Here is a 13,721-nt window from a genome sequence, read left to right as displayed (position 1 = left end):
ACATGTTTGAACAACTAAAAGCGTATTTATAAGTGATATTCCGCTCTAGTTAAGCCACCTTGTTTTGTTGGGGTAGCTGATCATAGTAAAACTCATTTGGTGTCATTTTGTCTAGACTCGAATGAGGTCGTTTCAGATTATAAAACTCAAAATATGCACTCAATTGCTTTTTCGCATCTGTGACACTGCTATAAGCTTTGAGATACACCTCTTCATATTTAACGCTCCGCCATAATCGTTCAACCATCACATTATCTACCCATCGACCTTTACCATCCATACTGATTTGAATGCCATTTGATTTCAATACATCAATAAATGCATCACTGGTAAACTGACTGCCTTGGTCTGTATTAAATATTTCAGGTCGACCATATTTTTCAATAGCTTCATTTAATGTTTCTATGCAAAATGTAACCTCCATACTAATCGATACTCTATGCGCAAGTACCTTGCGGCTATGCCAATCAATCACAGCACATAAATAAACAAAGCCTTTTGCCATAGGGATATACGTTATATCCGTAGACCACACTTGATTACTGCGCTGAATAGCCAATCCTTTGAGCAGATATGGATATTTGCGGTGAGCTTGATTAGCCTGGCTTAAATTTGGTTTGCAATATAACGCATTAATGCCCATTTTCTTCATTAAAGTACGTGTATGACGTCGTCCTATATGATGTCCTTGACGATTCAACAAATCACGCATCATACGGCTACCTGCAAAAGGGTATTGCATATGTAACTCATCCATACACCGCATCAGCTTCAGATCTGATGCACTCACAGGTTTTGGGCGATAGTAATAACAACCACGGGAGACTTTCAGCAGCTGAGCTTGCTTAGATACTGAAATCTGAAGTGAGTCATCGATTAACTTTTGTGGTTGAAGCGGCCCAGTTTCTTCAACACACCTTCTAAAAAATCAATTTCTAATGCCTGCTCACCGATTTTTGCATGTAGTTTTTTTAGATCGATGGGTGGTTCTGTTGGAGCTTTTGATTGATCGAAAGCTTGCGAGGAAGCTGAAATCAGTTGATTTTTCCAGTCGATAATTTGGTTTTGATGAACATCAAATTCAGCACTCAATTCAGCAAGTGTTTTTTCTGCTTTAATCGCAGCAAGTGCTACCTTAGCTTTAAAATCATTTGAATGATTTCTTCTTGGTCTATGTGCCATAAAATACTCCATATATTGATGTTTATAACATCATTTGGGGAGCAAAATATCACTTATAAGTGTTGTTCAAATTTCCTGATCCACCTCTACCCGTTGCTTTTGTTGCCATTTTAGGTTGGTAAGCAGCACCTGCTTGCCCCGCAACTGGGTCAGCATTTTCAATATCTGGCGAACCAATTGCAATTGAACGGTAACCTTCTGCAGTTGCCGAGTGACCAATTGCTAAAGAGCCTTTACCGGTAGCAGCTGCAACATTACCAATGGCTTGAGAAAAATCAGCAGTCGCGGCAGATTGTCGTCCAAGTGCAAGAGCAGTATTTCCAGAAGACAAAGCTCCAGTCCCAATTGCTACGCCTGAAATACCTTGAGTTGTCGCATAAGAACCAATTGCGGTACCTAAACCTTTCTCAACTACAGCGCCAGTACCCACACTGATCGCACCGCCTTGTTTCATTGCACCAGCATAAGCACCAGTAGAATTATTATAAGGATTATTACGGTTTGCGATGTTAGAGCCCATTCTGTCTTGTGTTTGAGCTCCACAACCAATAGCAACATCTTTTTCATTGGCTGTACTCGCATTCCCCTCACGACATGAAGTTGTACCTGAAATAGAGGTTCCTTGACCTACTCCCCCTTCGGTATTTGTCCCTGCGAAAGCATTTGGAGCAAAACTAATTACACTTGTTAAAACTACCGCTGATACATTTAAAGTTTTTGATTTAGTCTTTGTTTTACCTTTTGCAATTTCAGATGTTGCAACCCATGCTCCAATTGAAGCATTCCAAATGACCTTATAAACTTTATTCATAAAACTTCTCAGACAAATACCAAAATTAAAGGTCAATAAAAATGTAGAAATACATTTTTAAAAAAATTTGACCAAAAAAAAGAGGCGGCATCCTAATTGAATAAATTTAAGGGGTAAACATTAGATCCTTTAAATTTATGAAAAAGTGAGACAAAATTCACAAAACAAAAATATTGATTAATTTTTAATTACTTGAATTTATTAATATATTTTAAAAGCAAATCATATTATCTCTATTGTGTTAATAATTTGTAAATTTATTTTAAAATAGAATAATAACTCTAAATATATGGTTATTTTTTATAAAATTAATAAAGAAATAAACTCTTTAAAATACACTTGTACTCTATTAAAAATAGAATATTAACTCTAAAATAAATATTACTATTAATATAATTATTCTGTAATCACCATCCATTTAAAATACACATGTATATTATAAATAATAATGCTTTTATACTACTAATAATAAATTATAAAATAAATAAAATTTTAAATATACTTAATAAAAATACCTATTATAAAATAAAACTAAATAAAGTTTTTTTGAAAGCTGACCGCCTTACTTGTACGGAAAAGTATAATTATTAAGTAAAAATGCTCAGCTTCACTACAAAATTTCATTCTTCTTAAGAATTAATCTATTGATTCATAACATTTTTAAAAAAAAGTTGACTAAATTAGTCCTTTTTTCAACATTTTCTATTGTCATGCCCTTGTAATTTTTAAAATACACATCACTATAAAAAACATGGCAACCTCGTTGTCACTCATTAGGAGTGCCCATGTCTGAACTTATTATGAATGAAAAAACTGACTTAGAGCCTCAGGTTCCAAGTGTATTACCACTATTAGCCTTACGTGATGTGGTGGTTTATCCACACATGCAAATTGCGCTATTCGTGGGTCGTGAAAAATCGATCAATGCAGTTGATGTGGCTCGTAACAGTGACAATTTAGTATTTGTAGTTGCGCAAAAAGATTCGCTTACAGAAGAAATTGATCACGACAATTTATACCAGTACGGTACAGTCGCTAAGATTGTACAAGTAGTTAATCATGAAAATGATGAAAACTGCATTAAAGTACTTATTGAAGGCTTACATCGTTCTAAGCTCACAAAAATTATCGATGAAGATAGTTATTTGACTGCTGAACATGATTTAAGCCCAATGACTATTAATGTAGATAAGGCAACTCAAGAAACTCGTTTACAAGAGTTACGTAACCTATTTGCTCAATATGCAGAAGCAAAATTACGTAATGCACGTGAACTGGTAGCTGCTGCCAATAAAATCGAAGACTTATTGCAATTGATGTTCTTCGTAGCAACTCGTGTACCTCTAAATATTGAAATTAAACAGAAATTTTTAGAGTACGATGAGTTTGAAGCTCATTTGCAAGAGTTGATGAACTACTTGATGAATCAATCTGCTGAACAGCAAATTGAGCAAACTTTACATGACAGCGTAAAACGCCAAATGGAAAAGAACCAACGTGAATACTTTCTAAATGAAAAAATGAAAGTCATTCAACGTGAGCTTTCCGATATGAATGGCGGTGCTGAAGATGACGTTGCTGAAATTGAGAAACGTCTTGCTGAAGCTGATTTACCTGAACACGTACGTAAAAAAGCCGAAGCTGAGTTCCGCAAACTTAAAGCAATGCAGCCTGCATCTAGTGAAGCTGCTGTGGTACGTAACTATCTAGAAGTGATTTTAGATACGCCGTGGAACAAAGCAAGTAAAGTCAGTATTAACTTAAATAAAGCTCAAGAAATTCTTGATGCTGACCACTATGGTCTTGATGATGTTAAAGACCGTATTGTTGAATACTTAGCTGTTCAATCACGTGTGAAAAAACTCAAAGGTCCTATCCTTTGTTTAGTAGGTCCTCCTGGGGTTGGTAAAACTTCACTCGGTGAATCAGTAGCTAAAGCAACAGGTCGTGAATTTGTTCGCATGGCGCTTGGTGGCGTACGTGACGAAGCAGAAATTCGTGGACACCGTCGTACTTATATTGGTGCGATGCCAGGTAAAATTGTGCAGTCTTTAACAAAAGTTGGCGTGAAGAACCCATTGTTCTTACTCGACGAAATTGACAAGATGGCACAAGATTACCGTGGTGATCCAGCTTCTGCATTGCTTGAAGTACTTGATCCATCACAAAACAGTAAGTTCAACGATCATTATTTAGATCTTGATCTTGACCTTTCTGAAGTAATGTTTATTTGTACTGCGAACAGTATGAATATTCCAGAAGCATTACTTGACCGTATGGAAGTCATTCGTCTACCGGGTTATACCGAAGATGAAAAAGTAAACATTGCTGAACGCTACCTTGTTCCTAAAGCAATTAAGAACAACGGATTACGTCCAAAAGAGTTAACAATTCATGAAGAAGCGATTCGTGACATTGTTCAACGTTATACACGTGAAGCTGGTGTTCGTAGTTTAGAACGTGAAGTTTCTAAGATTGCGCGTAAAGTGGTAAAAGAAGCCGTAAGTAAAAAATCTAAAAACTTACAGCTTGATGTTACCTCTGCCAATCTTCCTGAATACCTAGGTCCACATAAATTTGACTTTGGTATTGCTGAAGATGAAGCACAAGTAGGCCGTGTAAATGGTTTGGCATGGACTTCTGTAGGCGGCGAGTTACTTACTATTGAAGTTGCAGCTGTTAAAGGTAAAGGTAAATTTATTACAACCGGTTCACTCGGTGACGTAATGAAAGAATCAATTACCGCAGCAATGACTGTAGTACGTACACGTGCTGATGAACTTGGTATTGAAGCATCTCGTTTTGAAGAAACTGATGTACACGTTCACTTACCTGAAGGTGCAACTCCAAAAGATGGACCATCTGCTGGTTTGGCATTAACAACTGCACTTGTATCAGCATTTACTGGTATTGCGATTCGTCCAGACATCGCGATGACAGGTGAAACAAGTCTTGGTGGTCGTGCGATGCGTATCGGTGGCTTGAAAGAGAAACTTCTTGCTGCACATCGTGGTGGAATTAAGCTTGTCTTTATTCCTCAAGATAACGTTCGTGATTTGGCAGAGATCCCTGACAATGTGAAAGAAGGATTAGAAATCAAAGCTGTGAAAAGTATTGATGAGATCTTGCCTTTAGCATTAACTTCAATGCCAAAGCCTTTACCAAAAACACCGATTGTAAAACCGGTGGAAGGCTCAAAAGCAGCACGTCACTAATTAAAAAATAAAAAAGAGAGCTTCGGCTCTCTTTTTTTTGTTACATAATTTGATTGAAAAATATCCAACCATCCTCATAATAAGAAGTAAGAGTGATTAATTTTATTATTTACTCTTATCTATCTTATGTTACAGATAGCCTTGTTTTTATTCTCTATGATCATCTGAACTCCAGACAGATGATCATTTGATCGCAGTCCAACACTGTTTTTTGGACTGCGTTTTTTATGCTCACTTACTCCCCCGCAGTTATTGTCTCCTCAGGTATAATACGTCAGCTGTTTTGACTGAATAGACCACATGAAAATTCGTATTCTGACCATTGGTCAAAAAATGCCTGCTTGGGTACTTACTGGTTTTGAAGATTATTTCAAACGCATCCAACCTTTCGTTCAGACTCAAGTGATTGAACTTCCAATGGCAAAACGCGGCAAAAATGACTCAGAAGCAGATATTTTAAAATACTGCCAAATTGAAGGTGAAAGTATTTTAAATGCTTTAAAGCCCAACGAGACACTTATTGCTTTAGAAGTTGGCGGACGCGAACTTAGTACAGAAAAGCTGGCTGACACCATGAAACAATGGATGCTTGAAGGTAATGATGTTGCACTGGCTATTGGTGGCCCAGATGGCTTGTCTGATCAGGTACGTAAAGCTGCTGCCTGGCATTGGTCACTCTCAAAACTTACCATGCCTCATCCTTTAGTTCGTGTTTTATTAATCGAACAACTTTACCGAGCGATGTCTATTAATCATAATCATCCTTACCACCGTGCATAAAAAGAACAAACGTTTCATTTTAAGAACAATCCGTTGAAATCAGGATACTTTTAACATGTCCTGATTTTGGCATAATGACTATTATTCTGCTTTTCAACTCAGGTGTAATGAAATGGAACTACAAACCCTTCCCGGACTGTTTATTTCACATGGTTCACCCATGCTTGCACTTGATCCAGAACAAGTGGGCCCTGCCTTACATCGCCTTAGTGTGAATCTACCTACCCCAAAGGCAATCATCGTGATGTCTGCTCATTGGGAAAGTAAAGCGCTTGAAGTAAGTAGTTCAACACGTCCAGAAACATGGCATGACTTCCGTGGTTTCCCGCCAGAGTTGTATGAGATTCGCTATAGCGCACCAGGTCAACCAGAACTTGCCGAAGAAATCTTAAAGTTGTTGGCAGATGCTCACTTCGTTGCTCATGCCAATAGTACCCGCCCTCGCGACCATGGTGTATGGATGCCTCTTTTACATATGTATCCAGATGCAGACATTCCTGTTGTTGAGATTTCCTTACCAATGAGCTTAAGCGCACAAGAAATTTATAGAATTGGGCAAACACTTGCGCCTTTACGTGAAAAGCAAATTTTACTGATTGGTTCTGGAAGTATTACCCATAATCTTGCTGAATTGTCATGGCAAGGTGATAGTTCAAAAGTTCCTGAATGGGCTTCAACGTTTAGAAATACTGTTGTTAATAAACTTTCTCATCAAGATTACGATGGCGTGTTGGAATGGCAATCATTACCTTATATAAAACGTAATCATCCAACTCTTGAACATTTTGCACCGTTATTTTTTGCAATGGGAACTGGCCATCGTTTTACGATTGTTCATAGCAGCTTCACAATGGGCTCGTTAGGTATGGATATATACCGTTTTGATTAATTTTTAGGAAATACCCCGTTTTTGCGGGGTATACCACTATTTTTATTAAAAATTCGAATAATTTACAAACTTATACATTTTAAAAACCGAAACAATCATATGTTTACATTTTATTTTTTTAAGAATGTTTTAAGCTTAGTGCTGTTGTTTTTTTACTTGAAGTTTTTTAAATGAAAATTAAATATTTAATTCTTGCGTTGTTACCTTTTTCTTTGATGGCGTGTCAAACAGTTTCAAATACTCAAGCTCCAATTGTATCTGAGCAACAACAAAATCTTGCAGCAACTTTAAATGAATATGCTTGGACTTATCAAAATGTAAAAGCTTCTAAGCCACTTGTTCTTAATTTTAATGCAGATGGTAAATTAGCAATTAACACAGGTTGTAATGGTCAAGGTGGTACTTGGAAAGTTGAAGGCAACCAACTTGTAACCTCTCCTCTCGCATCGACAATGATGGCTTGCCAAGACGATTTAATGAAACAAGAACAATTGTCTAATAGCATCTTTAGTGAAGCAAAATTGCCAATCGAAATTAGTAATAGCAATGGTCAGGTAATCTTAAGCGTGACAGATAAAGCAGGTCAAAAGCATATTTTCCAAGGCGTAAAAGCAACTAATACTCAAGCTTTAACTGATTATTCATGGGCATATCAACCTGAAAATACTAAAAAGCCGATCGTTCTTAACTTCACAAACGACCGTTTGTCTATCGCAACAGGTTGTAACCGCCAAGGTACAACTTGGAAAGTTGAAAACAATACTATCGTAACTGCTGATGTCATGTCGACAATGATGGCGTGTGAACCTGCGTTAATGAAACAGGAACAATTCTCTAGTAGCCTGTTCCAAAAACGTGCGATTCCATTTGAGCTTAATACGACAAATGCTGATCAACCAACATTAACAATCCTTGATGCTCAAGGTCAGAAATATACTTTCACAGGTAAAATGACACCTGAAGCAAAATACCAGTCTGAAGGTAAAACTGTTTTCCTTGAAGTAGCACCAGAAACTAAATCTTGTACGGGTGTTGCGCCACAAACTTGTTTGCAAGTTCGTGAAGTTAAATATGATGACAAAGGCGTAAAAACTTATGCCGACAAAAACTGGTCATTATATTATGGTCAAATCGAAGGTTTTGAACACAATCCAAACCAACGCGTAATCTTACGTGTAAAACGTTTTGAAGTGAAAAACCCAGCAGCTGATCAATCTAGCCAAGCAGATGTGTTAGATATGATTGTAGAGCAAGAAATGGTTAAAAAGCCTAAAAAATAATTTTTAGACTAAAAAAATCCGATGCATAAGCATCGGATTTTTTATTTCTATATTTTAATAAATACCTTGTGCAAGCATCGCATCAGCAACTTTTACAAAGCCGGCAATATTGGCACCATCTACATAGTTCACAGTACCGTCTTCTTTTGTACCATATCTAACACAGTTGGCATGAATATCTTTCATAATTGCATGTAAGCGTTCATCGACTTCAGCATGTGTCCAGCCCAAACGAATTGCATTTTGGGACATTTCTAAGCCAGAAGTTGCCACACCACCTGCATTAGATGCTTTACCAGGGGCATATAAAATCTTAGCTTCAATAAAATGCTCAACTGCCTCAAGTGTAGATGGCATGTTAGCGCCTTCAGCTACACAAATGACACCATTAGCAATAAGTGTTTTAGCATCTTCGCCTGTTAATTCATTTTGTGTAGCACATGGTAAAGCAATATCTACAGGAATATGCCAAGGGGTTTTACCTTCAAAATATTCAAAACCATGCTTAGAAGCAAACTCCGAAATACGCCCACGCTTAACGTTTTTCAGCTCCATGACCTCAGCAAGCAACTCATCTGTAAAGCCATTTTTTAGATAAACAGTACCGTTCGAGTCTGACAAGGTAACCACTTTCGCACCTAAGAACATTGCCTTCTCTGCCGCATATTGCGCAACGTTACCAGAACCAGATACTGAAACAGTTTTACCAGCAAAAGATAGCCCACGTGTTTTTAGCATTTCTTCTGCAAAATAAACCGTACCATAACCTGTTGCTTCCGGACGCATTAAGCTACCGCCAAATGAAATTCCTTTACCAGTAAATACACATGCCGTGTCATTACTGAGCTTTTTCATCATGCCAGCCATGTAGCCTACTTCACGCGCACCCACGCCAATATCTCCAGCTGGAATATCGGTATTGGGACCTAAATGACGGTAAAGCTCAATCATGAGTGCCTGACAGAACCTCATAATTTCAGCATCAGATTTACCTTTAGGGTCAAAATCTGAACCTCCTTTTCCTCCACCCATCGGCAAAGTAGTCAGTGAGTTTTTAAAAGTTTGCTCAAATCCTAAAAATTTTAAAATAGATAGGTTGACCGACGGATGGAAACGCATACCGCCCTTGAATGGACCAATTGCTGAATTGTATTGAACACGGAAAGCACGGTTTACTTGAGTCTGCCCTTGATCATCCATCCATGAAACACGAAATTGAATCACACGCTCAGGTTCAACCAAACGCTCTAACAATCCCTGCTCTGCATATTCCGGATTTTTTTCAATGAATGGCCACAAACTTGTCATGACTTCTTCGACAGCTTGTAAAAACTCAGGTTGATGCGGATCACGCGCTTGCACGTAATTCAGGAATTCATTCAGATTGTTATATTTCAATGCACGGTCCTCAGCATAGTAATGAATTAAATTGGTGCAATACATTTTAAAATGCATCATTTAGCAGCAAAATATTAAATCCCTTTCCATCAATTTTAACAATAGTTATTTTAAATTATTTTATTTTACTTAATTATCATAAACTTAATTTTAGAAAAACTATCTAAAAATCAAAAATAGTCATTTATCTTTTCAGTTTTATTGATCTATTATTGTGCAATATTAGCTACATTTTAGGTCAATCAAAAAGCCAATAAATTCGTTAAAATCCATTGACCTTACTTAGGTTTTTCTTCATTATCGCATCGTTTTAAGCAAGCTATTTTCCTCTATGAATCCATCTATTTCTCTCATACGCGAGATTGATGCGTTATTACCACAAACACAATGTGGTTTATGTGGACACCGTGACGGCTGTCTACCTTACGCAAAGTCCATTGCTGAAGGTGAAGAAGCAAATAAATGTGTTCCTGGTGGACAGCCAGTGGCAGATGCGCTCGCAAAATTATTAAATCGTTCATCGTTACCTGCTGAAACAAGTGTCTGGCCTGTACAAGCCGATGGACGCCCGCAACGCATGAAAGCGATTATTCGCGAAGACGAATGTATCGGATGTACAAAATGTATTAATGCTTGTCCTGTAGATGCCATTATTGGTAGTGGTAAGCTCATGCATACCATCTTGACTGATTTGTGTACAGGTTGTGAGTTATGTATTCCACCCTGCCCAGTTGACTGTATTGATCTGGTCGAAGACACTCAAGCTTTGCCGAACGAACAACAGCGCATTGCAGAGCAAGATGATTTAAGACAACGTTACTACGCGCATATTCAACGCGAAGAAAAACGTCGTATACATCGTAAAGGGCCTGTTGTACGCGCTGAAATCGATACACAACTTTTTGCACAGTTTTCTCAAGCACTTGATGATTTACCTTCAATTCAAATCATTGAGAAGCCAAAAGAAGCGGTTGTAAATGATGCAAAAACTACGATTGAATTAGCTAAAATTCGCACACAAATTAAAAAGTTGGAAAAGCAGCTCAGTGTTCGAGAAGATGCAAAAAAACGTCTTCAACTTGATGAACTACAACAGCAACTCATTCAATTACAGGAGGTCTGAATGGCCGTCAAAAACATGACGAAAAAGCAGATTCAAATTTTCTTTGAACGCCTTCGTGAACAAAGACCTTCTCCAGAAACCGAATTAAAATATTCATCACCTTTTGAATTATTAATTGCCGTCATGTTATCGGCACAAGCAACCGATGTTAGCGTAAACAAAGCAACAGATAAGCTTTATCCTGTCGCCAATACTGCTGAAAAAATCTATAACTTAGGTGTAGACGGCTTAAAAGAATATATAAAGACCATTGGCCTTTATAACGCGAAAGCTGAAAATGTTATTAAGACCTGTAAGATTTTAATGGAGCAATTTAACGGCGAAGTTCCAAGTAATCGAAAAGACTTGGAAGCTTTACCAGGTGTAGGTCGTAAAACAGCCAACGTGGTTTTAAATACAGCATTCGGGCAACCAACTATGGCTGTCGACACACACATTTTCCGTGTGGGAAATCGTACTGGCTTAGCAGTAGGTAAAAATGTTCTTGAAGTTGAACACCGTTTAGTTAAGGTAATTCCAAAAGAATTTATTATAGATGCACACCACTGGCTGATATTACATGGCCGTTATTGCTGTATTGCCCGTAAACCGAAATGTTTCGAGTGTGTTGTTGCTGATGTATGTAACTGGCCAGACCGCTTTGAATTTGGCGCCACAAAAGCAATTCCAACAAAAAACCTCAGTTAATCCTGAGGTTTTTTAAGCTGCTGCAATTTGGGATGTAGTTGACGTTCTCGTCCGTTCTTTTTATTTTCCAAAGCCTGTTGTTTCTGCACATGACGCAACATTTTTTGACTTTGATATAGTAAAAATAACAATAGTGCCAGACTCAGCAATACCACTAAAAACAAAATGATTTTCATATCGTTCTCCCGCACTCAATGAAAGAAAAGAGCCCTCATAAAGAGGGCTCTTTATCACAAATAATATTAAATTATTTGTCTAAGATGTTGAACAAATCTTTTTGTACATCTTCAATAGTGCGCAAGCCATCAAGCTTGTCATAAGTTGGCGCATTTTCACCAGAAGCAGCACGGCCTTGATAGAAACCAACTAATTGCTCTGTTTCAGTATGATAAGACGCTAGACGCTTACGGATGGTTTCTTCTTGGTCATCTGGACGTTGAACAAGATCTTCACCAGTTTCGTCATCTTTACCTTCCACTTTAGGTGGATTGTATACAGTGTGGTAAACACGGCCAGAAGCTGGGTGCTGACGGCGACCAGAAAGACGTTTTACGATTTCTTCGTCAGGTACATCAATTTCAATCACGTGATCGATGCTGATGCCTTCTTTTTCCAATGCTTCTGCTTGAGGAATCGTGCGTGGGAAGCCGTCAAAAATACAACCATTCACGCAGTCCGGTTGAGCAATACGTTCTTTTACTAAACCAATAATGAGTTCATCTGAAACTAAACCGCCAGATTCCATTACACTTTTAGCTTTTAAACCTAATTCAGTACCTTCACGAATTGCAGCACGGAGCATATCACCGGTTGAAATTTGTGGGATATTGTAGCGCTTACAGATCAACTGAGCCTGAGTACCTTTGCCTGCCCCAGGTGGTCCGAGTAAGATAATGCGCATAAAAAACATCCTCATTTAAAACAATGAATGTGAGGTCTGGCAGATTTAATTTCGTTGATCCTGATAGATCCTGCCCGACTTCGAATTATAAGAAAGCCACAAACAAATGTATTGTACCAGCAATAAATCCGGTTACCCCACCTAGTACAATAAGAATCCACTCGTCCTCTTGGAATGCTGGACGTAACAAATTCTGAAACTCTTTTGGTGTCAGTTCACGAATACGCTCTTTAAACATTTGAAAAATCTTCTGTGCCCGGCTTGCATTCAGTGCAGGGTCACATACGGGTCCCATCGTAATTTCAATTGAACGATCAATCAAGTCCGTCTTTAATCTTGCGTACTCTCTTGGGCCCAAAGAAAGCTGTAAAGATGTACGAACAAGTGGAGTTTCCATAATTTCGTTAATATGACGTTTAACAATACGACGTGTTTTGTCCTTGCGTGAACCGTACATCATTTCTGTCATAATCGATTTTAACGTAATTAGGTCTTCTGTCACTACACTAGAAAAGACTTCAGAGACTTCTTCTTGACGCTTCATGAAAGCACCTTGGAAATTATAGGTACCGATTCGTAAAACAGGCACAATCCAAGGGAACTTGCGATCTTTGGTTAATCTAAATATTTGCGGATAACGAACGTAATGTGGCTCAATTGGGTTAAATACCATCCAGATTGCAATCCAGTTGGTTAAAAAGCCCCAAATAGATGCCCAAAATGGTACCGTCCAATGCCAAGGTACAACAAACCAGACAACCATCTGGAAAATACCGAAGAACATCCCGATTAGAGCACTAATATGCCAAATAAAGTTGATTTCTTTTTGCCCAACTTTTAAAAACATACGTACCATTAAACGGCGGTCACCTTCCATTTGGCTCACCACCATTTCACGCATATCAACCAGTGACTCGACATTCATGGTCAGTTCAGTTACTAATTCTCTTAGCACACCTGGTAACTGCTTATGTGCTTGAGCATAAATACGGCGTTTAATCGAATAAGGTAAATTTTCCCAAAGCACTGCATTACGATCGATCATCACTTCATCAATCAAATGCTCAAGTTCAAATCCGACTTGTTCACCAATAATACGTGCCATGTCTTCAGGGTCCATTGCCTCTAAAAACTCACGTAAAGAGCCTAACTTAGATAGAGTATTATCGGTAATAATTCCTGAGATACGCCCTGCTTTACGTGGCACAATACCTTGCCAGCCGACTGGTAAAGGTCCTAAATGGAATCCCCAAAACTTGATTGGGTAAAACACCATTTTTAAAGCCATCCACACATGTGCCCATGTGACAAAGGCAGTGACCGGAATGATACTCAAAACGGCCCAAAAATCAGGTCTGTGTAAAAAGGTCTGCCACAATCCGCTGACGTACTCTAACATGTAAGACTCTCGTATTTATTTGTGCTCTGCTTATGGCGAGTTAACGATAAGCTGCT

The 13,721-nt window shown here is 38.2% G+C and carries 11 protein-coding genes and 1 pseudogene; 6 read left to right on the top strand and 6 right to left on the bottom strand.

Translation table 11 applies throughout. From position 1 onward, the window contains the following. Positions 1 to 49 precede the first annotated feature (49 nt). Both CSB87_RS14895 and CSB87_RS14890 read right to left on the bottom strand, forming a co-directional pair. Positions 50 to 1,194 (bottom strand): IS3 family transposase gene (locus tag CSB87_RS14895; RefSeq protein WP_106105085.1). Its coding sequence is split into 2 segments (ribosomal slippage): positions 50 to 930 and positions 930 to 1,194, totalling 1,146 coding nucleotides; the frame shifts between segments, so codons are not numbered across the junction. A gap of 73 nt (positions 1,195 to 1,267) precedes the next feature. Beyond that, positions 1,268 to 1,993: pseudogene (locus CSB87_RS14890) on the bottom strand (ESPR-type extended signal peptide-containing protein); the annotation flags it as partial. 785 nt (positions 1,994 to 2,778) lie between these two features. Between CSB87_RS14890 and lon the strand changes: the two are divergent. The 4 genes from lon (at position 2,779) to CSB87_RS14870 (ending at position 8,157) form a co-directional block, all read left to right on the top strand. Continuing rightward, positions 2,779 to 5,208, top strand: a complete 2,430-nt coding sequence (gene lon / locus CSB87_RS14885) for an endopeptidase La (protein WP_004710036.1) — start codon at positions 2,779 to 2,781, stop codon at positions 5,206 to 5,208. A 300-nt stretch (positions 5,209 to 5,508) separates the two neighbouring features. Continuing rightward, positions 5,509 to 5,988, top strand: a complete 480-nt coding sequence (gene rlmH / locus CSB87_RS14880; protein WP_002054393.1) for a 23S rRNA (pseudouridine(1915)-N(3))-methyltransferase RlmH — start codon at positions 5,509 to 5,511, stop codon at positions 5,986 to 5,988. 112 nt (positions 5,989 to 6,100) lie between these two features. Then, complete coding sequence (locus CSB87_RS14875) at positions 6,101 to 6,877, top strand: dioxygenase (RefSeq protein WP_004888192.1); 777 nt, start codon at positions 6,101 to 6,103, stop codon at positions 6,875 to 6,877. A 170-nt stretch (positions 6,878 to 7,047) separates the two neighbouring features. Next, on the top strand, positions 7,048 to 8,157 hold the full coding sequence (locus CSB87_RS14870) for an META and DUF4377 domain-containing protein (protein WP_006581012.1): 1,110 nt from the start codon (positions 7,048 to 7,050) through the stop codon (positions 8,155 to 8,157). A gap of 54 nt (positions 8,158 to 8,211) precedes the next feature. On the opposite strand, the gene gdhA is transcribed toward CSB87_RS14870, so the two are convergent. Then, on the bottom strand, positions 8,212 to 9,615 hold the full coding sequence (gdhA, locus tag CSB87_RS14865; protein WP_004888194.1) for an NADP-specific glutamate dehydrogenase: 1,404 nt from the start codon (positions 9,613 to 9,615) through the stop codon (positions 8,212 to 8,214). A gap of 271 nt (positions 9,616 to 9,886) precedes the next feature. On the opposite strand from gdhA, the gene CSB87_RS14860 reads away from it, so the two are divergent. Together CSB87_RS14860 and nth are read left to right on the top strand one after the other, a co-directional pair. After that, entirely contained in the window at positions 9,887 to 10,678 is a 792-nt protein-coding gene (locus CSB87_RS14860) for an RnfABCDGE type electron transport complex subunit B (RefSeq protein WP_002054379.1), read from the top strand. Next, positions 10,679 to 11,365 carry an endonuclease III gene (gene nth / locus CSB87_RS14855; protein WP_002054431.1) on the top strand — a complete coding sequence of 229 codons (687 nt, stop codon included), beginning with the start codon at positions 10,679 to 10,681 and terminating at the stop codon, positions 11,363 to 11,365. On the opposite strand, the gene CSB87_RS14850 is transcribed toward nth, so the two are convergent. From CSB87_RS14850 to CSB87_RS14840, 3 genes are all read right to left on the bottom strand, one after another. Further along, positions 11,362 to 11,541 (bottom strand): hypothetical protein, encoded by a 180-nt coding sequence (locus CSB87_RS14850; RefSeq protein ID WP_004888196.1) that lies wholly within the window; start codon positions 11,539 to 11,541, stop codon positions 11,362 to 11,364. The genes nth and CSB87_RS14850 overlap by 4 nt on opposite strands. A 71-nt stretch (positions 11,542 to 11,612) precedes the next feature. Continuing rightward, complete coding sequence (gene adk, locus CSB87_RS14845; RefSeq protein WP_002054405.1) at positions 11,613 to 12,266, bottom strand: adenylate kinase; 654 nt, start codon at positions 12,264 to 12,266, stop codon at positions 11,613 to 11,615. Between the two features lie 85 nt (positions 12,267 to 12,351). Further along, positions 12,352 to 13,665, bottom strand: a complete 1,314-nt coding sequence (locus CSB87_RS14840; protein WP_004710044.1) for a membrane protein — start codon at positions 13,663 to 13,665, stop codon at positions 12,352 to 12,354. Positions 13,666 to 13,721: the final 56 nt, after the last annotated feature.

The organism is Acinetobacter sp. AR_0276 (genome assembly GCF_003000705.1).
Classification (GTDB): Bacteria; Pseudomonadota; Gammaproteobacteria; order Pseudomonadales; family Moraxellaceae; genus Acinetobacter; species Acinetobacter nosocomialis.
The sequence above is the reverse complement of the archived record's forward strand: the minus strand, read 5'-3'. Positions and strand labels throughout refer to the sequence as shown.

Bases quoted from the DNA above. Each gene is read 5' to 3' on its own strand.
- lon (WP_004710036.1), top strand. From the start codon at position 2,779: ATGTCTGAACTTATTATGAATGAAAAAACTGACTTAGAGCCTCAGGTT.
- rlmH (WP_002054393.1), top strand. From the start codon at position 5,509: ATGAAAATTCGTATTCTGACCATTGGTCAAAAAATGCCTGCTTGGGTA.
- CSB87_RS14875 (WP_004888192.1), top strand. From the start codon at position 6,101: ATGGAACTACAAACCCTTCCCGGACTGTTTATTTCACATGGTTCACCC.
- CSB87_RS14870 (WP_006581012.1), top strand. From the start codon at position 7,048: ATGAAAATTAAATATTTAATTCTTGCGTTGTTACCTTTTTCTTTGATG.
- gdhA (WP_004888194.1), bottom strand. From the start codon at position 9,615: ATGATGCATTTTAAAATGTATTGCACCAATTTAATTCATTACTATGCT.
- CSB87_RS14860 (WP_002054379.1), top strand. From the start codon at position 9,887: ATGAATCCATCTATTTCTCTCATACGCGAGATTGATGCGTTATTACCA.
- nth (WP_002054431.1), top strand. From the start codon at position 10,679: ATGGCCGTCAAAAACATGACGAAAAAGCAGATTCAAATTTTCTTTGAA.
- CSB87_RS14850 (WP_004888196.1), bottom strand. From the start codon at position 11,541: ATGAAAATCATTTTGTTTTTAGTGGTATTGCTGAGTCTGGCACTATTG.
- adk (WP_002054405.1), bottom strand. From the start codon at position 12,266: ATGCGCATTATCTTACTCGGACCACCTGGGGCAGGCAAAGGTACTCAG.
- CSB87_RS14840 (WP_004710044.1), bottom strand. From the start codon at position 13,665: ATGTTAGAGTACGTCAGCGGATTGTGGCAGACCTTTTTACACAGACCT.